At 61.7% G+C, this 24,146-nt stretch carries 24 protein-coding genes; 8 read left to right on the top strand and 16 right to left on the bottom strand.

The window, feature by feature from the left end; all coding sequences use genetic code 11:
* The 3 genes from D6Z24_RS18710 (at position 1) to D6Z24_RS18720 (ending at position 1,076) form a co-directional block, all read left to right on the top strand.
* Positions 1 to 399 (top strand): FKBP-type peptidyl-prolyl cis-trans isomerase, encoded by a 399-nt coding sequence (locus D6Z24_RS18710; RefSeq protein WP_129128137.1) that lies wholly within the window; start codon positions 1 to 3, stop codon positions 397 to 399.
* Positions 400 to 584: 185 nt separating this feature from the next.
* Entirely contained in the window at positions 585 to 761 is a 177-nt protein-coding gene (locus tag D6Z24_RS18715; RefSeq protein ID WP_456237291.1) for a type II toxin-antitoxin system RelE/ParE family toxin, read from the top strand.
* Positions 762 to 770: 9 nt separating this feature from the next.
* Positions 771 to 1,076 carry a HigA family addiction module antitoxin gene (locus D6Z24_RS18720; RefSeq protein ID WP_129128138.1) on the top strand — a complete coding sequence of 102 codons (306 nt, stop codon included), beginning with the start codon at positions 771 to 773 and terminating at the stop codon, positions 1,074 to 1,076.
* Positions 1,077 to 1,111: 35 nt separating this feature from the next.
* Here the strand turns inward: D6Z24_RS18720 and D6Z24_RS18725 are convergent, their stop codons facing one another.
* Positions 1,112 to 2,278, bottom strand: coding sequence for a DUF2235 domain-containing protein (locus tag D6Z24_RS18725; protein ID WP_129128139.1), 1,167 nt, complete (start codon positions 2,276 to 2,278; stop codon positions 1,112 to 1,114).
* Between the two features lie 391 nt (positions 2,279 to 2,669).
* On the opposite strand from D6Z24_RS18725, the gene D6Z24_RS18730 reads away from it, so the two are divergent.
* Entirely contained in the window at positions 2,670 to 3,053 is a 384-nt protein-coding gene (locus tag D6Z24_RS18730) for a hypothetical protein (protein ID WP_129128140.1), read from the top strand.
* Between the two features lie 775 nt (positions 3,054 to 3,828).
* Here D6Z24_RS18730 and D6Z24_RS18735 read toward each other — a convergent pair.
* The gene (locus D6Z24_RS18735; protein WP_129128141.1) at positions 3,829 to 4,125 is read right to left on the bottom strand and encodes an MTH1187 family thiamine-binding protein; all 297 of its coding nucleotides are present in this window, start codon (positions 4,123 to 4,125) and stop codon (positions 3,829 to 3,831) included.
* 212 nt (positions 4,126 to 4,337) lie between these two features.
* On the opposite strand from D6Z24_RS18735, the gene D6Z24_RS18740 reads away from it, so the two are divergent.
* The 4 genes from D6Z24_RS18740 (at position 4,338) to D6Z24_RS18755 (ending at position 7,251) form a co-directional block, all read left to right on the top strand.
* A complete protein-coding gene (locus tag D6Z24_RS18740; RefSeq protein ID WP_129128142.1) occupies positions 4,338 to 5,273 on the top strand; it encodes an NmrA family NAD(P)-binding protein in 936 nt (311 codons plus the stop codon).
* A gap of 98 nt (positions 5,274 to 5,371) precedes the next feature.
* Entirely contained in the window at positions 5,372 to 5,764 is a 393-nt protein-coding gene (locus D6Z24_RS18745; RefSeq protein WP_129128143.1) for a response regulator, read from the top strand.
* Positions 5,765 to 5,781: 17 nt separating this feature from the next.
* Positions 5,782 to 6,498, top strand: coding sequence for a PilZ domain-containing protein (locus tag D6Z24_RS18750; protein WP_129128144.1), 717 nt, complete (start codon positions 5,782 to 5,784; stop codon positions 6,496 to 6,498).
* Positions 6,499 to 6,540: 42 nt separating this feature from the next.
* On the top strand, positions 6,541 to 7,251 hold the full coding sequence (locus D6Z24_RS18755) for a cytidylate kinase-like family protein (RefSeq protein WP_129128145.1): 711 nt from the start codon (positions 6,541 to 6,543) through the stop codon (positions 7,249 to 7,251).
* Positions 7,252 to 7,281: 30 nt separating this feature from the next.
* On the opposite strand, the gene D6Z24_RS18760 is transcribed toward D6Z24_RS18755, so the two are convergent.
* The 14 genes from D6Z24_RS18760 to D6Z24_RS18830 form a co-directional block, all read right to left on the bottom strand.
* A complete protein-coding gene (locus tag D6Z24_RS18760) occupies positions 7,282 to 9,450 on the bottom strand; it encodes an alpha-amylase family protein (protein ID WP_129128146.1) in 2,169 nt (722 codons plus the stop codon).
* Positions 9,451 to 9,654: 204 nt separating this feature from the next.
* The gene (locus D6Z24_RS18765; protein ID WP_129128147.1) at positions 9,655 to 11,712 is read right to left on the bottom strand and encodes a PocR ligand-binding domain-containing protein; all 2,058 of its coding nucleotides are present in this window, start codon (positions 11,710 to 11,712) and stop codon (positions 9,655 to 9,657) included.
* Between the two features lie 305 nt (positions 11,713 to 12,017).
* The gene (locus D6Z24_RS18770) at positions 12,018 to 12,443 is read right to left on the bottom strand and encodes a MarR family winged helix-turn-helix transcriptional regulator (RefSeq protein ID WP_129128148.1); all 426 of its coding nucleotides are present in this window, start codon (positions 12,441 to 12,443) and stop codon (positions 12,018 to 12,020) included.
* Between the two features lie 151 nt (positions 12,444 to 12,594).
* Complete coding sequence (locus tag D6Z24_RS18780) at positions 12,595 to 13,743, bottom strand: sensor histidine kinase (protein WP_246014730.1); 1,149 nt, start codon at positions 13,741 to 13,743, stop codon at positions 12,595 to 12,597.
* Between the two features lie 168 nt (positions 13,744 to 13,911).
* On the bottom strand, positions 13,912 to 14,658 hold the full coding sequence (gene modA, locus D6Z24_RS18785) for a molybdate ABC transporter substrate-binding protein (RefSeq protein ID WP_129128150.1): 747 nt from the start codon (positions 14,656 to 14,658) through the stop codon (positions 13,912 to 13,914).
* A 204-nt stretch (positions 14,659 to 14,862) separates the two neighbouring features.
* The gene (locus D6Z24_RS18790) at positions 14,863 to 15,282 is read right to left on the bottom strand and encodes a c-type cytochrome (protein WP_129128151.1); all 420 of its coding nucleotides are present in this window, start codon (positions 15,280 to 15,282) and stop codon (positions 14,863 to 14,865) included.
* Positions 15,283 to 15,287: 5 nt separating this feature from the next.
* Entirely contained in the window at positions 15,288 to 15,809 is a 522-nt protein-coding gene (locus tag D6Z24_RS18795) for a HyaD/HybD family hydrogenase maturation endopeptidase (RefSeq protein ID WP_129128204.1), read from the bottom strand.
* 18 nt (positions 15,810 to 15,827) lie between these two features.
* Positions 15,828 to 16,496 (bottom strand): Ni/Fe-hydrogenase, b-type cytochrome subunit, encoded by a 669-nt coding sequence (cybH, locus tag D6Z24_RS18800; protein WP_129128152.1) that lies wholly within the window; start codon positions 16,494 to 16,496, stop codon positions 15,828 to 15,830.
* Between the two features lie 15 nt (positions 16,497 to 16,511).
* Complete coding sequence (locus D6Z24_RS18805) at positions 16,512 to 18,209, bottom strand: nickel-dependent hydrogenase large subunit (protein ID WP_129128153.1); 1,698 nt, start codon at positions 18,207 to 18,209, stop codon at positions 16,512 to 16,514.
* A 1-nt stretch (position 18,210) separates the two neighbouring features.
* Entirely contained in the window at positions 18,211 to 19,326 is a 1,116-nt protein-coding gene (locus D6Z24_RS18810) for a hydrogenase small subunit (RefSeq protein WP_129128154.1), read from the bottom strand.
* Between the two features lie 472 nt (positions 19,327 to 19,798).
* Complete coding sequence (locus D6Z24_RS18815; protein WP_129128155.1) at positions 19,799 to 20,437, bottom strand: response regulator; 639 nt, start codon at positions 20,435 to 20,437, stop codon at positions 19,799 to 19,801.
* Between the two features lies 1 nt (position 20,438).
* On the bottom strand, positions 20,439 to 22,142 hold the full coding sequence (locus tag D6Z24_RS18820) for a sensor histidine kinase (protein WP_162605188.1): 1,704 nt from the start codon (positions 22,140 to 22,142) through the stop codon (positions 20,439 to 20,441).
* A gap of 219 nt (positions 22,143 to 22,361) precedes the next feature.
* A complete protein-coding gene (locus tag D6Z24_RS18825; protein WP_162605189.1) occupies positions 22,362 to 22,901 on the bottom strand; it encodes a C-GCAxxG-C-C family protein in 540 nt (179 codons plus the stop codon).
* Positions 22,902 to 23,015: 114 nt separating this feature from the next.
* A complete protein-coding gene (locus D6Z24_RS18830) occupies positions 23,016 to 24,146 on the bottom strand; it encodes an ABC transporter permease (RefSeq protein ID WP_129128158.1) in 1,131 nt (376 codons plus the stop codon).

Genomic DNA, 24,146 nt, shown 5'->3' on the forward strand with positions numbered 1-24,146 from the left:
ATGGAAACCGGAACCGGCAAAACGGTGAACATCAGGTACAAGTGCAGGCTCGAGGACGGCAGGGTCTACCTGGTCGGCGAACGCAACACCCTGGAGTTCGTCGTTGGTGACGGGCGGGTGCCGCCCGCCCTGGAGCAGGGGCTCCTGGGAATGGTTCCTGGAGACCACCGCATCGTCCGCGTCCCCGCAGCAGAAGCCAACCTCTTTCCTTTCCCGATGGGCTCGCATTTCGCCTTCTCGACCGAACGCTCCCCTGGAGTCGGCTACGATTTCGGCCCCGGAGCGGGAGGTGACGTTTCCCTCTCCCTCCCCGGTCGCCCGCGCGAGTACCGCGAGCCCCTTCCCGCCGGTCACGACGTCTTCTTCGAGATTGAAGTCCTCTCCGTCGAGGACCGATAGGTTCCTTTCTCGGCGTTGCCGCCCCGGTCGCATCCCATATCCGCGATTCACGTTGACCATACTTTCGTTACGCGTTAGTATGGAGGTGGCCATGATAGCCTCGTTTCATGACAATGAAACGCGGAAGATCTGGGCTGGGCAGTTTTCCCGGCGAGATTCAGGCCGTGGCTCGCCGGAAGCTTCGTATGTTGAACAACGCACACCGCATTGATGACCTCCGCATCCCTCCGCAGAACAGGCTGGAAAAACTCTCCGGAGACCGCGACGGGCAATGGAGCGTAAGGATTAATGCTCAGTGGCGGATTTGCTTCGTGTGGAGTGAGGGGAGCGCGAGCCGAGTAGAGATTTGCGATTACCATTGAGGCAAGACTATGGAAAAGCTTCCCAACATCCATCCCGGTGAAGTGCTTCGGGAGGAATTCCTGATTCCTCTCGGCATAAGCCAGTATCGTCTGGCGAGAGAAATCGGAGTCCCTGAGGCAAGAATTTCCGCTATCTGTAACGGCAAACGTGCCATTACCGCAGACACTGCCGTCCGCTTTGCGCGCTTTTTCGGCACAACTGCGGCGTTCTGGCTTGGCCTTCAGGCGGATTACGATACCGAGGAGATAGAAAGATCACAATTCGAGAGCCTCGCGTGCATCCACCAGTGGAACGCAACGGGTTTTGAAAGGTAGGCACCTCAACTCGCGCGGCGCCTACCCGGATCCAGCTACGCCTCGGGGGGCGCCGCCAGTTCCACCTTGACCGTGACGTATCCCTGGTTTTTCGGAGAATACCCGGCCAATTGCCCGCAGATGGCGCTGCAGAATTCGTTGCCGTACTCGGTCGCGCCCATCTTCCTGTAGTACGGGTCCTTGAGCATCCGGTAGGTGCCGCCCAAAAACTCCCGATACGAGTCGGTCGGCTGAGCCTGTCCAAGCTTCGCCCCATCTACCTTTTGAATGCCGGTGAAGGTGAGCCCTTTCCCCCCGAGAAGGCTCTTTCTCTGCATCCACGCAAGCGAAGCATCGGCCAGCGGGTGCTCCGCGACCTTGTAGCCGCCGCCGACATCGGCGTGGGCCCCGGCAAACCAAACCTGTTCCATCACCTGGTTGACCTTCTGCTTCGGATTCCAGATCGTCACGTCGTAATTCTCACGATGTTCGTCAATGGCGATGGCGTGGAAGGCATTCTCGACGATGGCGCTCAGCTCCTGGTCGTGGAACCGGTAGTGCTCGGCGTTGAAGGAGTCGAACAGCTTGAAGGGGATGCCCAAGGCGCCCACCGTGTCCCAAACGCCGAGCAGCTTTATCTTCACGTCCTTGCAGGCGTACCGTTCCCTGAATTTAACGGCGAAATCGATATCGGCGCCGCCGTCCCGGTTGCGGTAGAGCTGGTATGCGTCGATGATGTGGGGGACGTCCTCGGGGCTCATCTTCCTGAACTCGTCCATGCTCGGACGTTGCCAGGACGGGTACTTCTCCTCGTCTCCATCCCCTTTGGTCAGGATCTTCCTCCTGTTCAGCAGTCCGGAATTCCTGATCAGTCCCACCATGCTCCTCGCCGTATAGGCCCCGCGGCTGAAGCCGTAGGCGTAGATCTCGTCGCCCGGCTCATAGTTGTCGATGAGGAACTTGTACCCCTGGCGTATGTTGAGCGAGAGCCCGTAGCCGAAGGCGCCGCCTCGGATGTGCTCGTACCATTTGGTCCCGACACCCGAGTCGTACCATTTCAGAGTGGCGCCGTCAGACAGAGTGCTCCCCGAGTACTGTCGTGCGTCGACTCCGTCAATCGAGACAAAGAGCCTCTCCACGTTGGTATTGGAGTCTTTCCCGTCAGTTTCCTCGCCCGGCTTGTTCCAGGTTCCGTCAAAGCAGACAACGAGTTTCTTCGGCATCGCTGAACCTCCTGCTTGCGTAGTGGCGCATAAGGCGCTTTCGGCATGATTGCAGCAGTTTAGGGCAAGGTGTATCGATTGCAAGCTGTGCCTGCCTGAGTCGGTCCCTTCCGATGCACCCGCCGTCTTGTTCAAACTTCGATCGGCTGTTCAGTTTTTGCATGTTAAATGATGTTAATGATTTGCTGCGTTTCCGAGGCGGTGCGTGTGCAGATGCTGGGCAGGCGGGAGTGAAATCTCCTTTCAGCAATCTCTTCTTTAAAACAAAAAAACATTATTAAATTGTGCACATTGTCCGGCTTTCCCGCCGCGAGGGCGAATTGGCACGTTGCCTGAAAAGCTCCAGCATATGAACCGCGACACAATCCGCAGCACACACAAGGAGGAAGTCATGGAAGAATTAAGGTTCAACTCAAACGGCACGGACGCAAGGTACATGGCAAACACCAACATGTTCTTTTCGGTCTTATACGGCCTGGAAATTTTCCGGAACGGATGGCCGGAAGAGAAACTCGGGTCACAGAGCGTGCTGCAGAAATGCACCGACTGGTTTCGGCAGATGTTCGAAGGCGGGCTGACCGGGAACCGGTTGAACATCGCGGCGAGGAAAGCCGCACGGCAGGAGTTGGATCTGCGGATTCAGAAGATCCTCCACTACCTGGCAGTGATGGCGGATGAAGCAGACCTCACCGCGTTGTTGAATTCCGGCGTGGTGACACTAAAAACCGGGAAGAGAAACCGCAAGACCGCCAAATCCGTTGCGAAGCCGGCTTAAGGCACCATTCGGCGCCACTCCTCTGAGTTCAACCACCTCACGTTTGCTTCACTACACCCCGACGAAACGTTCCCTTGCAGGCGGGAACCGTCCGCCGGGGTTTTTTCGTTCAAGATCCACACGGCGGGAAAGAGTCGGCACCCCGTCCGTTCCGGTTCGCGCAGTGTTTAAGGAAATCAAGCCGTGCAAGTTCTAATGTAAGGGCGACTTTAAACAAGTGCGGGCCCGCATTTGCCAAAGTAGGTACGCTGTTAAGCGGATCGGGGGGCGCGGTTGTTAAAAGCAGGCGCCACGTCGGCTCACGAGCCTTCCCACCTTCGAGCGGCGCACCTCTGATCAGGTAGTGTGCCCACGTCCTTAGGTAGCAGCGCACCTGAACACCGTTGTCGCCCCCCCGATTTTGGTCGGCAAAGCCCATCATTTGGTCGAAGGTTCCCCTATTCTTTTACGAATGCAAGCGTCATATTTAATGAGGGCTTCGGCATTGCTTAAACGGGACCTCATTCAGCTTAACTACGTCCTGCACTTTCTCCAGTACGGTCATGTTTCTCTTAAGTGCGGCATCGCCTCCCTTATGCGGGGTGTCGTGCAGTTTAAGTGTGGCTTGCCGCCATCTGCCGGGGATGACGAAAGGCTTAAGCGCAACGTCGTGAAGCTGGAAGCGGCGTTGAATTTGCCTGTCATGCCGCCAATTACGCTTAGGTCTTCGGACTGATTTCTGAAATGTGATGCCGGTGCGTCTATATGCGCTCCACCGTGGTGCCATGCATGTCCTCTACATCTTCTCCTTAACGCTCCTGATCTTGTCCTCCATGGTCTGTTCGCGGTCGGTGCGGGTGCCGAGCTTCACCGTGGTGGTGATGCGCGGGGCTCCCATGGCGTGCACGGTCTCGTGACAACGCTTGATCGCGGCGAATACTTCGTCCCATTCTCCCTCTATGTTGGTCCCGTAAGAGTGCAGCGCGGTCTTAAGTCCCGCATCGGCGAGAACCTTCTCACAAGCTGCGATGTAACTGGAAAGGGAGACGCCGACACCAAGGGGAACGATGCACAGATCAACCATGACTTTCATTGCTTGTTTCTCCTTTAGCTGGTTAATGGAACGCTGATGGAAGTTTCTCAGCGTTCGATCCGATATAATAATCCAAGGCGGAGAGATTGTGAAACAGCAAAACTGCCGGTGACGGCACCGCTTTAGCGTCTCCGTGTGCTGTTGACAACGATTCATCTGCACCTAAACTGGTTCAGTCCAAACCAAAGGCTGGCGGTTGTCAGGAGGAACACGTGAGTGAGAGTGTGAACGCAAGGGCCAAAGTGCTGGTGACGGGTGCCACCGGTTTCATCGGCAGAAGACTGGTCGCCGCCCTCGCCGCGGAAGGGATTCCGGTGCGCTGCCTGGTGCGCAGTTCCTCGGTCACCTTTCCCGCGCAGGTCGAGGTGGCACAGGGTGATCTTCTGGAGGCCAACTCGCTTCTCGCCCCCTTGCGGGGCATCGAGACGGCCTACTACCTGGTGCACGCCATGGGGGGCGACCGCGCCGGGTTTGACGAGCGCGACCGGCAGGCGGCCCAAAACTTCGTCCGCGCCGCCGAGATGCAGGGGGTGAAGCGGGTCATTTATCTCGGGGGGCTGGGTGAGGAGAGCGATCAGCTCTCGGAGCACCTGGCGAGCCGGCTCGAGGTGGCGAGGGTCCTGCAAAAAGGGAATTTCCAAACCACCTACCTGCGCGCCGCCGTCATCATTGGCGCCGGCGGGGCCTCCTTCGAGATGATCCGGTACCTCGTGGAACGTCTCCCGGTGATGGTGACGCCGCGCTGGGTCTCGACACGCTGCCAGTTCATCGCAGTGCAGGACGTCATCGCATACCTGGTCGGTTGCCTCAAGGACGAACGCACCGCCGGACAAACCTACGACATCGGCGGCCCCGAGCTCCTTTCCTACCGGGAGATGATGGAGCGCTTCGCCGAGATCGAGAAGAAATTCATCAAGATATTCCCGGTCCCGTTTCTCACCCCCAGGCTCTCCTCCTACTGGGTCTGGCTCATAACCCCGGTGAAGCCCTCCATCTCCATGCCGCTCATCGAGGGACTCGGCAACGAGGTGATCTGTCACGACGACGCGATCAGGAAGATTCTTCCCATACCGCTCACCGGATACGATGAGGCGGTACGCACCGCACTCGAGGAGGAAGCAGCATCGGAAAACCTCAAGGTTAATTAGCAGGGACCGATAAGGAAACTTGTCAGGCGCAGGACGGCAGCGCCGAAAACAACCCTGCGCAGGCGCCCGATCGGCGGGTGTTGCGGACGAGGAGCCATATGAAGTGCTTGATCATCGAGGACAACGAGTTCCTGCGTGAGGGACTCATGCTGTTTCTGAAGGATGTTGCCGAGATAGAGGTCGCGGACAACGGCAGACAAGGGGTGGATCTCTTCACCGGCGCCCTAAAGGAAGGACGTCCCTTCGATCTCGTGCTGCTCGACATCATCATGCCCGAGATGGACGGGCAGCAGGCGCTTCGGCTGATGCGCCAGGCGGAAAAGGATGCCCAGCGCCAGGAGCAAAAGAGCGTCATCATCATGACCAGTTCCCTCAACTCCCCTGAAAACGTGCAGGAAGCGATGTGGGACGGCGATTGTACCGACTACCTCGTGAAGCCGGTCGCACGGGCCGACCTCATGGGGATGCTCAAACGCCACGGATTGCTCTAGAGCGGGGAAGACCTTACATGGATCCAAGTCATTACCGAGCCGCCATCAAGAGTTCCATCGAACAGGATCGCGCCGAGATCCTTACGCGCCTTCGTGACATGATCAAGTCCGGTGCGGGGACCCGGGTGAAGCTCGTGAACTACTACAAGGGACTCCCGATCAGCTATCCAGCCACACTGGTGGAGCTTTGCGGCGAGGTGCTCGAACTGGACGTGCACCCGCAGCAGGCGGTCGCACTCGGCCATTCCGGGCGCACCTGCATCAAATGCGGCGGTTTTCCGCAGTCGCTACTGGCCGAAGTGAAGGACTCCGACGTGCGCCGCATGATGGCTTCGCTGCACAACTTCTGCTATATCGACGTGCTCGCCGAGCAGCGCACCTCGCTGAGACTCGAGCTCGACCCCCCTTGCGAAGCCGAAATAGCGGCGCCCGGAGGGACCTTGACGGCAAAGGCCCTCGACGTCTCCCTCGGGGGCTTCTCCATACTAAGCGAGGCGCCGAGCAACCTGGCAAAAGGGGACGAGGTCGTCCTGAAGGTCATGATCCCGAACCCACTGCACAACACCGTGACGCCGCTGCAGGTGAATGCCGCCGTGGTCGACTGTACCAAGGAGGAGGGTGGCGATCTCTGCAGGTTCTCCATCTACTCCGATGCGCATATCGAGGGGGTACTCTCCCGGTTCATCTTCCAGCGTCAAGTCGACCTGATCCGGGAGCTGAAGGAGATGAGCTGACAAGGCGGGACACTGCAATGAAACGATGAAAGGAGCGGGACCATGCCGGACAACCTGTTCATCCCCTCGGTCGATCTGAGGATCGGCAGCCTCGAGGAGTACAACCGCAGACAGAAGGACAAGGCGGCCAGAAGCCAAGCGAAGCCGAAGGCCCGCCCCTGCATCACCATCTCCCGCGAATACGGCTGCACCGGCTATCCGATGGCGGAACTCTTGCGCGAGATCCTGATGCAAAGGACCGGCGATGAATGGGTCATGATCGACAAGGCGGTCATCGAGGAGGTGGCGCGCCGCCACAACCTCTCCCAGGAGATCCTCGAGACCCTGGGCGCGAACAGCCGCATGCTTTCCGAGATCCTCGCCACCTTCTCGTCACGCTGGAAAAGCAACTACGACTATTTTCTCCCCCTTTCGCAACACGTGGCCGCGCTGGCGGAGCAGGGAAACGTGCTGATCCTCGAATTGGGGGGCTCCATCATCACGAGACACCTGGAGCATTCCCACCACTTCCGCATCTTCGCCTCGGAGCGCTTCAAGATCGCCACTCTCGCAAGGCGCCTCGACATCGAAGAGGAGGAGGCGGAGAAACTCATGCACCGCCAGCAGAAGGTGCGTGACCGCTTCACCAGGGATTTCCTGAGCCAGGACGACCACGATCCCGCCCTTTACGACCTGTTGTTCAACAACGACCGCTGCGCCCCGGAGCAGATCGCCTACACCATCGCCAACTTCGTCCTCGGCCAACCGGGGTGATAGGCTGCTTTTGGGGAAGCGCGGTATGCCTCAAACCGGTTCCAGTTTCAGGTACTGCACCTCGTTGGGGAGGGTGAAAACGACGAAGATGCCGTCGTCGTAGAGGGCCTCGGCGCTGCGGGGAGCGCCCCAAAGCTGCCGGTGCGGGTCGTCCGCTACCAGGTTGCGCACCTGGTAGTTCCCTGAGAGCCTGATGGCGCTGGGAATGGCGAAGGTCCCGGCGTTGCCGTGGCGGACGTTCAGATTCACGAAAACCAGCGTCACCGCGTCTTTTTCCCCATCGTCCCGCCAGCGCGCCACGGAAAATACCTCCTCGTGAAAACCGCCCCCTGAGAGGTTCAGGAAATAGCGCTTCGGCTCCCTCAGCTCCGCCGTGGTCTCCCGAGCCTGGTTGATCCTCAGGTACATGCGTCCCACCGCCTCCCGTTCAGGGATCTCATCGCTCCACGCCCGGTACATATTCGCCCAGCTGTCCCTGAATGGGAGCTTGTCGGCAAGACCTAGCGGCTGCCCCATGAACACCATCGGGCAGCCGTACACGGCGGCGGTCACCGCGTAGCGTGCCGCCATGGCCCACTTGTCCGCGTTGCCTCCCTCGTCGTGGCTGGTTCCGTTGTGCATCACGAGCGCCTCGCCGCCGAAGAGGGTGCTTTCCTGTTCCAGTGACGCGAAGAGGTCGCTCATCCGGACCTCCTCCTGACGATACAGGTGATGGTCCTTCGAAGTGAGGACGTCGAACACCCGGTTCAGCCGGTACTGGATCACGTCCGGGTCGAGCACCTCGGCGAGGAAGATGAAGTCCCAGCGTGCCTTGCGGGTGCGGTTCACGATGTACTCCCAGAGCTGGTTGGGTAGCCCCTGCGCGAAATCGGCCCTGATTCCGGCCAGCTTGCCGCCGCTTTTCTCGATCCAGTAGGGGAGGATGTAGCCGAAGTACTGCCACAGCTTCTCCGTCTCGGTGTTCGAGGCAAGGTCCGTGTAGAAGAGGTCGCTCTCGTCCTCGGCGTTTCCCTTCGGGTCGTAGTGCGAGACCGGGTTCCCCCAGTAGTCGGCGGCGCGTCCCGGCTTGGGGCCAAGCGCCGCGTAGTCTCCGAAGAACCAGTCGACGTTCGCGTCATCCCAGATATGCTCGTTCATCCGGTCGGCAGGCGCCCATACCGCGCAGGCGAAATCCGAGTCGGCCGACTCGCGGTAGTGGGGGACGCTGTGCCCGTCGACGAAGGCGTTGCCGCGGGTGCACCAGGAAGGGTGGTGTTCCCGGATCCACTGCTCCTGGTCCTGCATGGTGCAAAAGCCGAGGTCGACGGCGCCTTCGCCGTAGATGACGTCGCGCCCGGCATGGTTGAAGGCGAGGTCTATGAAGACGTCGAGGTCCACGGCGGCGGCTTCGTCGAACAGCATTCGTAACAGCTCGAGAGCCCGTGCAGGCGCCGCATTGTCGGCGAGCCAGCGGTTGATGCTCCAGTAGTCGCGGGAGGAGTAGGGGCTTCCCGGGTTGTCGTTGGGCGCCCACTGCCACCTTGCCCGGTCCCAGCGCCATTGCGTGTTGGGGAATACCGGCATGAGCCAGAGCGTGTTGAAGCCGAGTTCGTTGTTGACGTAGGTGAGCTGGAAGGGGTTGAAGCCGTCGAAGTCGTGGATGGAGAGGAAGTCGTCGAGCGTGCTGCGGTTCTCGTAGGAGCCGCCGGCGAGCGCCTCCACGGTGAGGGCGTTCGCCTCGTAAAGCCGCGACCTGGACGCCTTGGCGGGGGAGACCACCACGGCGCAGTCGCGCTGGAGCCGATCGTTGGGGCGGGGGGCGAAGTCGTTATGCCACCACCAGGTATCGGTGCCGGTCATGCGGTAGCGTGCCGTGATGCGATAGGCCCCGCACTTGGTTACGGGGAGCTCCGCGCTGAAGACGAGGTTGTCGAAGGAGCGTCCAAGAAAGGACATGCGCCAGGGCATCCAGTAGGAAGTGGGGCCGCCCGAGTCCGCGAGCGGCTCGTGGGGCTTGGCGAAATCGCGCCGATTCAGGTTGGTGAAGAGCTCAACCTCGAACGCGTCGGGAGGCATCCCGGGACCTGCGATCTCCACCGTGACGCCGATGCGCGCCGGATTTTCCCCGGTCATGGTCTCGTCAATAAGGAGCTTTACCGTTCCGTAGTTCCCACCGCGCCCGTTCACCTTAAGGTTGCCGATCCATGCTCCGTATGCCATCGCCGCACCTCCCGCGCCGGCGGATGTGCCGTCGGCAGAGTCCTTCGTTGGGCAACAAGCAAGAACAGTAGCCAATTTTGCGGCGTTGGCAACAGCTGAAAGGGAAGCACGGTTAGGGGGGAGAAGGCGTTCGGTTGTCGGCAGGGGGCACGCGGATCGGGGATGGGAGGAGCCGAAGCCGGATCCGGCCGTCTGGAGAGTGCGTCAGTCGTCCGAGAGGAAGGTGTCCTCGATCTTGACCGAGAGGGTGCTGATGTCGAAGGGCTTCTGGATGAAGTGCATCCCTTCCTCGACGACGCCGCTTCGGGCCACGAGGTCGGCGGTGTAGCCGGACATGAACAGCACCTTCACGTCCGGCAGCAGCGACTTGATCTCCTGCACCATGTCGTTGCCGCTCATACCGGGCATGATCACGTCGGTGAGGACCAGGTCGATCTTGTTCTCCTTGGCGGTGCAAACCGCGATACCGGCCTCGGGAGTCTCGGCGACCAGGACGCGGTACCCCAGTTCCTCCAGATAAGTCCTGGTGACCTCGCGCACCATGTCGTTGTCCTCGACCAGCAGTACGGTTCCGGTGCCGATACGTACGTCGGTGCACCTGCGGTGCGGTTCCGCCGCCGTTGCGCCGTTTATGCGGGGGAGGTAGATCTTGAAGGAGGTGCCGTGCCCGACTTCGGAATAAACGTTTATGAAACCGCCGTTTTGCCGAACGATGCCGTAGACCGTGGCGAGGCCGAGGCCGGTTCCCTTGCCCAGGCCCTTGGTGGTGAAGAACGGTTCGAAAATATGCTCCAGCACCTCGGGAGGCATCCCGCCCCCCGTGTCGCTCACCGTTAGCTGCACGTACTCGCCGGGAATCGCATCGTTCAGGTACTGGCAGCTCTTCCGGCTCAGGTGCACGTTCTCGGTCTGGATCGAGAGCTGTCCCCCGTCGGGCATGGCGTCGCGGGAGTTGACCGCGAGGTTCACCAGTACCTGGTCGACCTGCGACGGGTCCATCTTCACCGTCCAGAGGTCCGCTCCCGGGCGGCAGACCAGCGTGATGCTCTCCTCGATGAGTCTCAAGAGCGTCTTGCGGGCCTCCTCTACAAGCTGGTTCAGGTCCACCGGTCGCGGTTCGATGATCTCCTTCCTCGAGAAGGCGAGCAGTTGCCGGGTGATCTGGCTCGAACGCTGCGCCGCCGCCGAGATCTGGTCCAACGCCTGCCAGAGCACGTGGTCCGGGGTGATCTTCATCTTGGCGAGCTGGGCCTGTCCCATGATCACGGTGAGCATGTTGTTGAAGTCGTGGGCGACCCCGCCCGCCAGCCTCCCCACCGATTCCATTTTCAACGCCTGCCGCAACTGTTCTTCGGTCTGTTTCGCTTCGGTTGTGTCGCGGACCGTGCCGATGGCCCCGACGATCTCGCCGCTTGCGTTTTTAAGCGGCGCCATGGTGTCGGAACACCACCCGGAACGTCCGGTGACCGGGAGCTGGAACGAGAACTCGATGGAGGGGACCGCCTCGCCTGCCAGCACCCGATGAAGCCTCTCGGTCAGTCCGGCATGTTCGATCATGGGGAAGGCTTCCTGCGGCAGCTTGCCGAGCACCTTGTCCGCCGTGTAGCCGGTCATCTGCTCCATGTAACGGTTCCAGACCTGGTAGCGCAGCCCGCGGTCGTAGACGATGATCCCCTCCCTCGCGCAGGCGATGATCTGCTGCACGCGCTCCTCGCTTTCCCGCAGGCACTCCTGCACCTCTAAGCTGCGGAGCTGGGTCAACCCCTGGATGGCGAGGAGCTCGGTGAGGTTGGCGATGAAGGAGAGGTTCTGGTCCAGTTTGTCCTGGCTGATGACCGGCACCCGTTCCATGGCGAGCAGGTAGGCGGCTTCCTCGAAGCCGTACCGTTCAGCCTGGAGCTCGAAACGCCCGCGGTCGGGCGGTTCCAGGAAGAGCTGGCCGGTGAAGATGTTGGCGAGGTGTTCCCCCTCTATGATGAGCGGGGTGGCGGTGTCGGTGAGCCCCATGGGGCAGGTGATCTGGACGTGGCGCTGGTGGTCCTGCAGTCCGCAGGTGATCTTCTGGTCGCTTTCGATGCAGAACTTTTCGGTGGCGGGATTGACGCGGTGGAACTTGGTGCAGATGTCCTGCCACCCGGAGCCGGTCAGGATGTTTCCTTCCAGGTCGATGATGGCGGACGGTATCCCGGATACCTCGTAGAGGCTGTTGAGGATCGTTTGCAGTTTCGGAATGTCGAGGAGCTCTGATATGGAATATCTCATACAGTAACCGGTTTCCCTACGTCCTGTCGAAAAGCCTCTTCAGATTCTATCATGCATAGTTTAGCTCTCCTTTTCTCAGAATGTGTCTGGAACTGTCAATGAGAGAAAAAGAAAATTTCATGGGAGACATCGCAGATTCAGAAAAAGGAGGCGGCTCTGCCAATTCGTGACAAAACGCTGACTGTTTGAAGGCAATTGCCGTCCGGTTTGGGCATAAAAAAGCCGCGTATGGCATGTAATAAGCCAAAGCGGCGGACAGGTGTGTCGGTAACGGAGAGGAAAAGCCGGAAGAAGGGGCAGGGGTGCTACGGAAGGTTGCCTCTCACCTTTCTGAGCAGGCGTATCAGTTCCTGCTGTTCCGTTTCCTCGAAGCCGCGCCAGATCCTTTCGATGAGGTTGCGCGACACCTCCTGGAATACCGGTTTGAGCGCCTGCCCCTTGGGAGAGAGTTTCACGAAGACGGTCCGCTGGTCCTGGGTGCTGCTCGCCTTCTCGACGTAGCCGTTCGCGACCAGTTTGCCGACCAGCGCGGTCACCGTCGACTTGTCGCGCCGCACCGCCTTGGCGAGGTCCTTCATGGTCACCTGGTCGTTGTTGAACAGATGGTGCAGGATGGCGCCGTGCGATGGGGCGAGTCCTTCGATCCCCAGGCGCTTTAGTTCCTGGAGCAGGTGGCGGTTGATCCCGGCGCGGGTGTCGCTTATGAGGGCGGCGATGCTCTTGGTTTCCATGGGAGGGGAATCTAGTTTGACGGCAAACTAAAGTCAAGAAAAAAAACTTGCGGAGCCGTCGGAGCCGTCGGACCAGTCGGACCAGTCGGACCAGTCGGACCAGTCGGACCAGTCGGACCAGTCGCAAGGGGCGGAAGGGGGGGGGGAGCTATTAGCTGTGCTCGAGGCGAAAGGGGATCACCATGTGGAAGGTGCTGCCGTGGTTCTTGCGGCTTTCGACCCAGATGTGCCCCCCCATGAGATGCACCAGCTCGCTGCTGATGGAGAGGCCGAGCCCGGTGCCGCCGTACTGCCTGGTGATGGAGGCATCCTCCTGGCTAAAGGGCGTGAAGATGCGCTCCATCGCCTCGGCGGCGATGCCGATGCCGGTATCGGCGACGCTGATCTTCAGGCGTGCCGTGCCTGCTGCCTGCTCATGAACCTGGACCGAGACGGTGATGCCGCCCGCATTGGTGAATTTGATGGCGTTGCCGAGGACGTTGAGAAACACCTGTTTCACCCGCAACCGGTCTCCCATCAACCCGTCGGGAACGTTGTCGTCGATGTCGGTCCTGAAGGCAAGCCCCTTCCTGTTGATGACCGACATCTGGGTCCTCACCACTTCCGCGATGCTCTGCCTGAGGCTGAAGCCGTGGCACTCCAATTCGATACTGCCGGCTTCAGCCTTCGAGAGATCGAGGATGTCGTTGACGATGGTGAGCAGCCCCTGAGAGGAATCGAGGATGCCATCCACGTATTCCTTCTGCTCCGGCGTAAGGTCGGTGAAGGCAAGGAGCTGCGACATCCCCATGATGCTGTTCATCGGGGTGCGGATCTCGTGGCTCATGTTGGCGAGAAAGTAGCTCTTCGCGCGGTTGGCCGCTTCGGCGCTTTCCCGCGCGGCGTTCAGGTCTCTCTCGGCCTTCTTCCGGTCCGTTATGTCGAAGCAGTAGCCTATGTACCCGTCGAAGCCCCCCTCACCGGAGATTACCGGACGGCCTATGTCGAAGATCCAGCGGTAATGGCCGTCGTGGCGCCGCAGCCGGTACTCGATCTCGAAGGGCTCCCGCTTTCGAAAAGCGCTGAGCCGCTCGCCCATGTAGCGTTCCCGGTCTTCAGGGTGCACCCCCGCGACCCACCCCTCGTCCAGTTCCTGCTCCATCGTCCGACCGGTGAAGGCGAGCCAGGCGCCATTGAGCCAATCGCGCCGATTCTCGCTGTCGGCACGCCAGATCAGGGCAGGCGCCTGGTCGAGTATGTCGAGGTAACGTTCGCCTGTTGAGGCGTGGTGGAGAGATTCGCGGGAAGACGTACTAGACATGGTTGACCTTTGCCGGGACTGCATGCTGCCTTTGGTGAAAACTCGCCCAAGTTGGAGTGTTGCCATTATTATCAAATAATTTAATTCCCTGAAAGGAAATTGTTATGAAAGGGGCTAATAGTGCCCAAATCTCTGACCCGGCAGCGTTTTAAGCGGTTTATGCTGTGGTTAATCGACGGCGAAACCGTACCGACTCAGTACCGACTTTGCTTCACGTCCTTTTAGATAGTGTAAAAACTCGGCAGCTTCCCTGTTCCTCGTGCCGTTTGTTGTCAGTGCCATAGGGTAGATGATAGGTGGGTAGAGCTGCTGCGGCACCGTGAAGAGGATCCTGGCGTGTCTGCCCAAGAGGGCGTCGGTGCGGTAGACGAAGGCCCCGTCGACCTCGCCGCGCTCGGCGTACATCATGCTCTCCCTTACGTCCTTGGCGAGGATCAATTTCCCCTTGAGCTGGGTCTCGAGCCCGGCCTTTCTCATCGCCTCCTCGGCGTATTCTCCGGCGGGAACGCTTTTCGGGCTGCCGATGGCGATGCTGCCCAGGGAAGGAAGATCGTGCATGCCGGAGATCTTGCGCGTCGTGGCGCCGGCAAAGACGAGGGTATTCCGGGTGAAGGTATCGATGGAGGTCGCAGCGACCAGTTTCTTCTCCTTCAGGTGGCTCATCCACTCCTCGTTGGCCGAGATGAAGATGTCCGCCGGCGCGCCGCTTTCGATCTGCTTCGCGAGGGTCCCCGACGCGGCGTAGTTCCTGGTGATCTTCGTTCCGGGGTGCTTTCGGACGAACTGCTCGGCGATCTCGTTCACCGCCTCCTTGAGGCTCGCCGCGGCGGAAACGGTTATCTCACCGGCGACTGCGGGGGCGGTGAGCAGCACCAGGGTGAGGAGGCAGAACGATGCGTGGATCATCTTTTTCATGGCGGGCTCCTTTTCTCGATGGGATAGGCAAGGGGTTACATGACGCGTGCCATGTCGGAGGGGAGGGTGATTGCTGCGCGATATCAAGAGGTTTATTGGCGGGTGCGGCGCCGGTCGTGACCGGGATCTGCAAGAAAAAAGGGCAGGTGCCGTCGTGAGGGCAGCTGCGCGGGGACGGCGAGCGTGACGGATGGGTCTGTCCGATCAGCGGAAGGTGGCGAGAATGTAATCCGCGATGAGGCGCGCGTCGGCGTCCGGGATGGTCCTCTCGTCGAAGCGGACCATCCCGGGACCGGGGTTGCGCATCTTCTTCACGATGTCGGCGGGTGTCGTGATGCCGTGGTCGGCGAGGACGCCGGCGTGCAGTGTCTTGCCGGGGGTGAGGACGTTGCCGCCGTTTGGGTGGCAGGGGGCGCAACGCTCCTTGAAAAGCTGCCTACCCCGCTCGGTTACCACGGGCGGTGACCCGTTCCGCGGGGTGTCGGTGCAGCCGCTCAAAAGGATGGCAGCGACGAGGAAGGAAGCGAGGGTGAGACAAGGCTGCTTCCCCCCTCCCAGCCTCCCCCCTCCGGGGGGAGGAGCGCTTGTGGATGCCGGGGATGGAGGTTCAGGACGGCGGCGCATCGCGGCTAGTCCCTGCAGACGTTGACGGTACGAGAGACCGGGCGGCACTCGACGCCGAACGCGGTGAGTTCCTTGAGCACCGCCCCCTTCATGGTCTCCACCTGCAGGGAGACCTCGTGGGTGAGGTCGGTCCCCATCTGGATGCTCCCCGGCTGCACGCCGATCAGCACCATCTCCCCCGGCGCCTGCCCCATGAGCCGTGCCACGGAAAGGAGGTCCTTCAGCCCCATCTGGTGCGGCGACACCTTGGTCTCCAGGGCGACCGGGAGCTCCTCTCCGGCGAGCCGCACGCAGGTGCCGGGTTCCTTTCCCGTCTCCACCGCATCGACCATGATGAGGTGGCTGCGCCCCTCGAGCACAGGGAGAAGGTCGAGCCCGAGCGTCCCGCCGTCGACGATCTCGACGCTCTTCGGGAAGCGGTACTCGCGCTGCAACTGCTGCACGACCCGTATTCCCACGCCGTCGTCCCCCATAACCAGGTTGCCTACGCCGAGCACCAGGACCTTCGGCGCCGGCTCTTGTTTCATCGAGTTTGCTTTCACCCGTCATTCTCCTTTTTGTTTGACCGTGAACTTGTAGCCGCTGAACATGCTGGAGATCTCGCCTCCGTGCTCCTTTATGTCCATGAGCCAAGCGCTGTAGATGTGGTTGACGACGAAGCCCAGGATGAACCACATGCCCATATGGTGGGCAAGGCGCATCCCCTGCAGGCTGAAAAGCGAATACATGAAGCCAAGCGACTTGAACATGATGCCGCCGGGGGTGTGGGCGGCGTACATGGCGAAGCCGGTGAGGATCATGGTGAGGTAGATCAAAAAGAGCACGAAGTACGCGGTGGTGGCGAGCGGATTGTGCCCGACCGTCTCGGGGACCTCGTGGGAGCGGAGCAGGTAGTAGTTAAGCATCTTTTTGAGCTTTTCCCTCCCCTTGGCGCTGAACATCGGGAAGAAGGCGCGCCAGCTCGCGTGCTCGTTGCCGATGAAGGCCCATACGACGCGCGAGGCGACGCTCACGGTGAAGGCGTAGGCCGCCACGAAGTGCACGAAGCGGATCCACCCCATGGCGTAATCCGAGGGGGAGCTTCCGAGCGATACCGGGTGGCCGATCAGGAAACCGGTCCCGGAGAGAACCACGATGGCGAGCACGTTGATCCAGTGAAACCAGCGCAGCGGCAGTTCCCAGACGTACTGCTTGAACTTGCAACGGTCCGACATGGCCCACCTCCTTGTCTAGGAAGCCTTCACCCTCACCATCTCCCGCCCGGTCGCGTCCAGGACGTGCACGGCGCAGGCGAGGCAAGGGTCGAAGGAGTGGATGGTGCGCAGGATCTCGAGCGGCTTTTCCGGGTCGGCGACCGGCGTCCCCAGAAGCGCCGCCTCGTATGGGCCGGCCTGTCCCTTCGCGTCGCGCGGCGAGGCGTTCCAGGTGGAGGGGACCACGGCCTGGTAGTTGAGGATCTTCTGGTCCTTGATCTTGATCCAGTGCCCGAGCCCGCCGCGCGGCGCCTCGTGCCAGCCGTAGCCGTGCGCCTCGGCGGGCCAGGAGGCGGGGTCCCACTTCTCGTTCGAGTGGATCCTCAAATCCCCCTTGGCGATGTTGCCGATCAGCTCGTCGAGCCATTTGGGCGCCTGGCGCGCGATGACGAGGCAGTCGACGCCGCGGGCCCCGGTGCGGCCAAGCGTCGAGAAGAGCGCCTCGGGACCGACGTTCAGTTTGCCTAACACCAGGTCAACCGCCCCCTTGGTCTCCTTGTGGCCTGAGGCGTAGGCGACGAGCACGCGGGCGAGCGGTCCCACCTCCATCGGCTTCTCCTCGTAGCGCGGCGCCTTGACCCAGGAGTACTTCTTGTCGGTGTCGAGGTACTGGTAGGGGGGCTTGGGACCCGTGTAGTTCGGTTCGGAGGAACCCTCGTAAGGGTGCAGCCCCTTCCCGTCGCTCCCGGCGTCCTGGTACCAGGAGTGTTCCACGTGCTCGGTGATCTTCCTCTGGTCGAGCGGCACCACCTTGGAGATGTCCCGGTTCAGAATCGCCCCGCCGGGCAGCCAGTTGTTTCCCGCCGCGTCGGGGAACTCCGGGTAGCACATGTAGTTGCCGACCCCGGCGCCGATCCCGGCCCACTCCTTGTAGAAGGAGGCGACGGCGAGGAGGTCCGGGATGTAGACCTTCTCGACGAACTCCTGGGCCTTGGCGAGCAGGCGCTTTATCTCGATCAGTTTGTCCGCGTTCAGCGCGTTCTGGGAGTCCGGGTCGACCGGGATCGACATCCCACCCACGAGGAAGGTCTGCGGGTGCGGGTTCTTGCTCCCTAAAATCGCGTGGATCTTGATGATGTCCTTTTGCCACTCCAAGGCTTCCAGGTAGTGCGCCGTCGCCATCAGGTTCGCCTCGGGCGGGAGCTTGTAGGCGGGGTGCCCCCAGTAGGCGTTCGCGAAGGGACCTAGGCGCCCGGAGGCGACGAACGCCTTCAGCTTCTCCTGCACCGCCTTGAAATGGGTGGCCGAGTTGTTGGGCCAGTCCGAGAGCGAGGCGGCGAGCTGCGCCGTCTTTACCGGATCGGCCTTCAGCGCCGAGGTGATGTCCACCCAGTCGAGCGCGTGCAGGTGGTAGAAGTGGATCACGTGGTCCTGGGTGTTCTGGATGGCGATGATGATGTTCCGTATCAGCTGCGCGTTCGGAGGTACCGGGATCTTCAAAGCGTCCTCGACGGCGCGGATCGAGGCGATGGAGTGCACCGTGGTGCAGACGCCGCAGAAGCGCTGGGTCCAGTACCAGGCGTCGCGCGGGTCGCGGTCCTTAAGGATCTTCTCGATGCCGCGGAACATGGTGCCGGAGACCCAGGCGTTGCTGATCTTGCCGCCGGAGACCTCGGCCTCGACGCGCAGGTGCCCTTCAATCCTTGTGATCGGGTCGACAACGATCTTGGTCATCTCAATCCTCCTTGGTGTCTTCGCCCGGTTCCTTGTCCTTTCGCATCGCGTTCAGCGCGCCGTGCACGATGAAGGCCCCTGCAGCCCCGGCGGCAAGCCCCAGACCGATGGCGTCCGCGGTGTGCTCGATGCCGAAGCCCGGCACGTTCGGGAGCCTGCCGTACATCGGGGACATGACATCCCAGAACTGCGGCTCCGCGCAGCCGACGCAGGGGTGACCCGAGCCGATGGGCCAGGCGGTCTTCTCGTTGTAGCGCTGGGTGGGGCAGTTGTGGAAGGTCGCCGGCCCCTTGCACCCCATCTTGTAGAGACAGTAACCCTTGCGGTGCCCGTCGTCCCCCCACGCCTCCACGTACTGGCCGGCGTCGAAGTGCGGGCGTCTCTCGCAGTTGTCGTGGATGCGCTTGCCGTAGGCGAAGAGCGGGCGGCCGTGGCCATCGAGCGCGGGGATCTTGTTGAAGACGAGATAGTGGACGATGGTGGCGGTCAGGTTGTCCGCGTTGCAGGGGCAGCCGGGGAGGTTGATCACGGTGGCGCCGGGAACCGCCTCCTTGACGCCGACCGCGCCGGTCGGGTTCGGGGCCGCCGCCGGGATGCCGCCGTACGAGGCGCAGTTGCCGATGGCGATGGTCGCCGCGGCGTTGCCGCACACCTCCCGGGCGCGGGCGAGGTTCGATTTACCCCCGACGCAGCCGTAGACCCCGCCGTCCTTCATCGGGATGGAACCCTCGATGACGGCGAAGTATTTCCCCTTGTGCTCGGTGATCGCCTTATCCAGGGCTGCCTCCGCTTGGTGCCCGGCGGCGGCCATGATGGTCTCGTGGTAGTCGACCGAGAGGATATCGAGGACGATCTCGCCGACGGTCGGGTTCGCCGCGCGCAAAAGCGCCTCGCTGTCTCCGGTACACCCCTGGAATTCGAGCCAGACGAGGGTGGGGCGTTTCACCTCGTCGAGGGCGCGCGCGACCGAGGGGGCGAAGGATGGGGGGAGTGCCAGCGCGGCGGTCATCGTGGAGCAGAACTTCAGAAAGTCGCGTCGGGAGACGCCGCGTTCCTTCAGTATCCTGCTGATGGAGAAATCAGTGTCGTCTCTTCCCTCTGTTCTCGTCTTGCTCATCCCGGCCTCCCTTTAGCTCACGGCGAAACGATGGACTCTTTGGAGCACGAACCTGAACTGACTGAATTATGATTGTAATAGAAAGATGTTTTATTGCAAGAGGGGAAAGTGCGGCCTATGAGAAAAAAATTCCCACGGCTAGAGGGTGTTGACAGTAAAACGGGAATTGTGACAGTGCGGATGCAGGGGGCCGCCGAAAAGGACTGCCCATTTGTTTTAACGGGGATTCAGGCAGCGTTGTCCGGTTCCCCCTCCCCTTGCGGGAGGGGGCTAGGGGGTGGGGGCAGGTGCCGCATTTGGAACCGATGGCAACGTCACCCACCTCCCGGCCCCCTCCCGTCAAGGGAGGGGGAGAGCTGGAAGCGGTTCGATGTTGACAGTGCAAGTACCGAAGGGACAACACCGGGATTTAGGGGGATTTCAGCGGGGCCGGCAGAGGCAAAATCCCCCAGCTCTAAAAGAGAAAGAAAGGCTAAACCAGTCCCTTCTCCTGCGCGTAGCGCAGAAGCGCCACGCGCCCGTCCACGTTGACCTTCTGGTAGATGTTGTGCAGGTGGACCTTCACCGTCCCTTCGCTGATGCAGAGCTTGCCGGCGATCTCCTTGTTGCGCAGCCCCCCCGCCACCATGCGCACCAGCTCGATCTCCCGCTGGGTGAGCAGGGCCGCCATCTCGCGCGCCCCCGCCTCGCGCTTCAAAAGCTTCTCAAGGGCCTGCTTGGTCGAGCGCCGCTCCAGCCACTGCTCACCGGTGTAAACCTTGCGGATGCACTGCACGAGGAACTGCGGCGCCATCTCCTTCAGCACCACCCCTTGGATGCCGAGCATGACGGCGTCGAGCATGTCCTCGTCCTCGAGGGCGGCGGTCAGAAGCACGAGTCGTGCGCCCAGCTTCTCCTCGTTCACCTTGCGGGCCACCTCGATGCCGGTGAGACCCGGCATGCGGATGTCGAGGACCGCGACGTCGGGGCGCTCGCGCCGGATCGCCTCGAGGGCTGCGGCGCCGTCGGTGCAGCTCGCCAGCACCTCGAAGTCCGGTTCGAACTTGAAGAGGCTCGTCAGCCCGTTCAGGATCAGGGGGTGGTCGTCGGCAAGCACCAGTCGTATGGCCATGTCATGCTCCTTGTTCCACAAGGGGAAGGGTGATGTCGATGCGGGTGCCGCGCTCGCTCGAGTCGATGATCAGCTCGCCGTTCAATGCCTCGATCCGCTCCCTGAGCGTCACCGGCCCGCGTTTCATGTCGCTTAGCTGGTCCTGGTCGTAGCGCCCGTGGAAGGAGAAGCCGTGTCCGTCGTCGGTGACGGTGATCATGACCCATTGGGCGTTGAAGGCGAGGTTCACCTTGAGCGTCGCCGCGCCGGCGTGGCGCACAGCGTTGATGACCGCTTCGTGGATGACGAAATAGATCTCCCGGGCGATGCCCCGCTCAAGCGGCGGCTGGGGGGTGCTGCAGTTGATCGAACAGGTGATTTCCCACTGGCGCCGGACGCGGGCGGAGAGGTCTTCCAGGCGCTTCATCAGGCCGAACTCTTCGGGCTTGCGGCGCGAGAAAAAGCGCTTCAGAGCGTTGATCTGGTTCCTTAAGTCGCGCTGCTCGGAGGCAAGCAGGTGTTGGACCTGCTGGATGCTCTCGCGCGCCGCGGTGTCGTGCTCGATGAGGCGGGCGGCGGTCTCCAGTTGCAGGCCGGCCCCCGCCAGCGACTGCAGCAGGCCGTCGTGCAGGTCGTGGGCTAGGCGCAGGCGCTCCTCGTCGGCGGCTGCCTGCTGCAGCTGTTTCAGCAGCAGTCCGTGGGAAAGCCTCGCCGCGACCTCTCGGGCCACGATCCCCCCCAGCACCAGGTCGTCCGGGGTCGGGTGCCTCTTGTCCAGGGCGACGAGGTATCCGGAAATCTTGTCGCCGGATATCCGGGAAACTACGGCGGAACTGATCTCGAAACGTCTCACGAACTGCCGGTCGAAGGGGGACCCGTGCCACTGCTGCAGCCCACCGGCACTGTTGTAGACCACCTGCGCCTGTTCCTCTCCGACGCCGCTACAGAAAAAGCCGGCTTCGGAGAGGTCCTCCGCGACGATGTTGCCGAAGGTCTCCGGCTCCTCACGTTCGTAGCGCGACCCTTCCGCCGACCAGCTTAGAACGTGCAGCCAGGGCTCATCCGCCTCTTCCCAGCAAAGGACCACGCGTGGCGCATGCAGGATGGCGGCGGCGTGACCGAGCATCCCCGCTCCGTCCGGGCCGGGCTCGTCCGGCAGCGCCGCGCCGGGCCACTGCGACAGCATGTAAAGGACCTCGCGCATCGATTCCTCGTAAGCACCGAGGTAGCCCAGCAACCCCGCAACAACCGCGAGATAAGCGATGCGGATGATGAAGCGGTTCAGCTCAAAACCATGCTCCAGAATGAGGTTGGACGGGTACCATGCGAGGAGCACGGTGACTGCCATGGCGGTGGCCGCGGTCCAGAGCGTGCCGCGCCACTGCCAGCGAAAGGTCGCACAGACGAGTATGAAGATGAAATAGACGAAGAACGGGCTGTTGGGCCCGGTGGTGAGGAACATGAGGCCGGCGAAAACGAGGAGGTCGATGCCGTGCGTGACTAAGTGCAGCGTCTTCCAGCCGAACCCCCTGCGCTGGATGACGAATCCGATGATGACGGAATAAAGGAGATAGCCGACGAGAATGCCGTAGGTGAACCGCGCGAAGCGTGAAGGCTCTGAAGGGTCGAGCCACACGGCGAGGAGAAAGAATGCCGCCAGGATGACGCGCCCGCTGGCGATCAAGTATTCCGCCCGTGTTTTCGAGTGGTATCTCTGCTGCGGCATCGACGTATCTCCGGCCCGAAATGAGGTTCCATCTTCAAGGTAGGAATTCATTCCGGAAGCTCGTCAGATTAATTCCGGCGCCGCATTCTATACATGCGGTTTACGGTACGTCAATGATTTAGCGACGATGTGGGCGATGTGGGGCCGATAATCCACCGCGTGGGAGCTGAACCGCGGATTATCGACCACGAATGAGACTTCGCATGTACCGAAGTCCGGCTAGACCATCTTCTCGAGGATCTCCCCGGCGCTCTTCACGTAGTTGGGGCAGCGCGTCTTGAAAAGCCCCTTCCGGTCCGCTTCCTTCATCCCTTCCTTGGTCGCCATGTTCACGCCGAGAAGCTGCGAACATCCGAGTTCGCCGTGGCGCGCCTTGAATTCCTTGTTGAACGCCTCGATCTTCGGAAAGACCTTCCTTTCCTTGGGGCCGTGGGCGAGGCCCAGCACCATGTAGGCGGCGGTCACCGCGCCGCACTCGTGACCGGTGGTCATGCCGCCGGCGAAACCGGTGGCGAGCCGGCAGGCGAGCTCGGGCTTGATGCCGTAGGCGGGGGCGTAGTTTTCCAGAATGGCCTGGGAGCAGTTCATCGACTTCAGAAAGTGCTTCCGCGCCGCCTCCGGGCGATCGGCCCCCTGCGCCGCTTCCGCAGACGTCTCGACGTTCAGGGTGCCCTGCGCGGCAAGGCACACCCCCAGACAGAGCGATCCCTTCAGCATGGCGCGCCTGCTGATCGGTGCGTTACCCTCTTCCTTTTTCATGACAACCCTCCGGAGTACGGGGAGGCGGTGACGCCACCCGTGCGAATAAATGAATGGTAGCAATATCATAATATTTGCATGAAAGAAAGGTTAAGTGCGATCGGGGGGGGAGGGCTACTCGAGGGACTTCTGGAAGCGCAGCACGCTCACCGTCAGCATGATGAGGGCGATCGCGGCCATGGCCGCCATCTGGGGCCAGAGGAGGTCGAAACCGCCCCCCTTCAGGTAGACGCTTCTCAGCACCACCTCGTAGTAGCGCAGCGGGTTCAGGTAGGTGAGGCGCTGCAGGATGTCGGGCATGCTGCTGATGGGGGAGCCGAAGCCGGAGAAGATGACCGCGGGCATGATGAAAAAGAAGCTCGTCACCATGGCCTGCTGCTGGGTCGCGGAGACGGTGGAGATGAAGAGCCCCACCCCCAGCATGCAGAGGATGAAGAAGACGGTCCCGGCGCCGAGGACGAGAAAGCTCCCGTTCAGCGGCACGTGGAACCAGAGCGTACCGGCGGCGCTGATGAGTGCGGTGTCCAGAAGGCCGATCAGGAAGAAGGGGATGGTCTTTCCGAGGATGAACTCGACGCGCCGGATCGGGGTCACCATGATCTGCTCCAGGGTGCCGATCTCCCGCTCGCGCACCACGGCGAACGCGGTCAGCGTCACGACGATCACGAGCACGAGGTTGCCGATGACGCCGGGGACGAAGAACCACTGGCTGGACATGTCCGGGTTGTACCAGGGGCGCCTTTCCACGACGATCTCCGGGAGCCCCCCCGCCAGCGCGGGCGCCTGCCGTGCAAGCGTTTTCAGCCGGTACTCCCGGGCGAACCCCTGGGCCACCTGGTTCACGTAGCCCAGCCCCACGAGGGCGGTGTTGGAGTTGCTCGCGTCGACGACCACCTGGAGATGGGCGGTCTCCCCTTTGCCCAAGTCGCGGGCGAAGCCGGAGTTGATCTGGAGCGCCATGGTCGCCTCGTCCCGGTCGATGAGCTCCGGGATTTCACGCCGGTCCGAGAGGCGGCGCACCTCGAAGTAGCGGCTTGCCTGGAAGCGGGAGACGAGGTCGCGGCTCACCTGGCTGTTGTCGTAGTCGACGATGGCCACCGGGACGTGCTTTATCTCCAGCGTCGCGGCGTAGCCGAAGACGAGCGTCTGGATGACCGGCGGCGCGAAGAGGAAGAACCGCGCCCTCTTGTCACGGATCACGTGCAGGAATTCCTTTATGAGCATCTGGCGCAGGCGGCCGAGCAT

Origin of the sequence: Geomonas oryzae, assembly GCF_004117875.1 — a bacterium.
In the GTDB taxonomy this organism is placed as follows: domain Bacteria; phylum Desulfobacterota; class Desulfuromonadia; order Geobacterales; family Geobacteraceae; genus Geomonas; species Geomonas oryzae.

Excerpts from the sequence above, each read along its gene's own strand:
- cybH (WP_129128152.1), bottom strand. The coding sequence starts at position 16,496 with ATGTCGGACCGTTGCAAGTTCAAGCAGTACGTCTGGGAACTGCCGCTG.
- D6Z24_RS18830 (WP_129128158.1), bottom strand. The coding sequence starts at position 24,146 with ATGCTCGGCCGCCTGCGCCAGATGCTCATAAAGGAATTCCTGCACGTG.
- D6Z24_RS18720 (WP_129128138.1), top strand. The coding sequence starts at position 771 with ATGGAAAAGCTTCCCAACATCCATCCCGGTGAAGTGCTTCGGGAGGAA.
- D6Z24_RS18750 (WP_129128144.1), top strand. The coding sequence starts at position 5,782 with ATGGATCCAAGTCATTACCGAGCCGCCATCAAGAGTTCCATCGAACAG.
- D6Z24_RS18820 (WP_162605188.1), bottom strand. The coding sequence starts at position 22,142 with ATGCCGCAGCAGAGATACCACTCGAAAACACGGGCGGAATACTTGATC.
- D6Z24_RS18825 (WP_162605189.1), bottom strand. The coding sequence starts at position 22,901 with ATGAAAAAGGAAGAGGGTAACGCACCGATCAGCAGGCGCGCCATGCTG.
- D6Z24_RS18755 (WP_129128145.1), top strand. The coding sequence starts at position 6,541 with ATGCCGGACAACCTGTTCATCCCCTCGGTCGATCTGAGGATCGGCAGC.
- D6Z24_RS18715 (WP_456237291.1), top strand. The coding sequence starts at position 585 with ATGTTGAACAACGCACACCGCATTGATGACCTCCGCATCCCTCCGCAG.
- D6Z24_RS18805 (WP_129128153.1), bottom strand. The coding sequence starts at position 18,209 with ATGACCAAGATCGTTGTCGACCCGATCACAAGGATTGAAGGGCACCTG.
- D6Z24_RS18725 (WP_129128139.1), bottom strand. The coding sequence starts at position 2,278 with ATGCCGAAGAAACTCGTTGTCTGCTTTGACGGAACCTGGAACAAGCCG.
- D6Z24_RS18790 (WP_129128151.1), bottom strand. The coding sequence starts at position 15,282 with ATGCGCCGCCGTCCTGAACCTCCATCCCCGGCATCCACAAGCGCTCCT.
- modA (WP_129128150.1), bottom strand. The coding sequence starts at position 14,658 with ATGAAAAAGATGATCCACGCATCGTTCTGCCTCCTCACCCTGGTGCTG.
- D6Z24_RS18765 (WP_129128147.1), bottom strand. The coding sequence starts at position 11,712 with ATGAGATATTCCATATCAGAGCTCCTCGACATTCCGAAACTGCAAACG.
- D6Z24_RS18780 (WP_246014730.1), bottom strand. The coding sequence starts at position 13,743 with ATGTCTAGTACGTCTTCCCGCGAATCTCTCCACCACGCCTCAACAGGC.
- D6Z24_RS18795 (WP_129128204.1), bottom strand. The coding sequence starts at position 15,809 with ATGAAACAAGAGCCGGCGCCGAAGGTCCTGGTGCTCGGCGTAGGCAAC.
- D6Z24_RS18815 (WP_129128155.1), bottom strand. The coding sequence starts at position 20,437 with ATGGCCATACGACTGGTGCTTGCCGACGACCACCCCCTGATCCTGAAC.
- D6Z24_RS18735 (WP_129128141.1), bottom strand. The coding sequence starts at position 4,125 with ATGAAAGTCATGGTTGATCTGTGCATCGTTCCCCTTGGTGTCGGCGTC.
- D6Z24_RS18745 (WP_129128143.1), top strand. The coding sequence starts at position 5,372 with ATGAAGTGCTTGATCATCGAGGACAACGAGTTCCTGCGTGAGGGACTC.
- D6Z24_RS18770 (WP_129128148.1), bottom strand. The coding sequence starts at position 12,443 with ATGGAAACCAAGAGCATCGCCGCCCTCATAAGCGACACCCGCGCCGGG.
- D6Z24_RS18810 (WP_129128154.1), bottom strand. The coding sequence starts at position 19,326 with ATGAGCAAGACGAGAACAGAGGGAAGAGACGACACTGATTTCTCCATC.
- D6Z24_RS18730 (WP_129128140.1), top strand. The coding sequence starts at position 2,670 with ATGGAAGAATTAAGGTTCAACTCAAACGGCACGGACGCAAGGTACATG.
- D6Z24_RS18760 (WP_129128146.1), bottom strand. The coding sequence starts at position 9,450 with ATGGCATACGGAGCATGGATCGGCAACCTTAAGGTGAACGGGCGCGGT.
- D6Z24_RS18710 (WP_129128137.1), top strand. The coding sequence starts at position 1 with ATGGAAACCGGAACCGGCAAAACGGTGAACATCAGGTACAAGTGCAGG.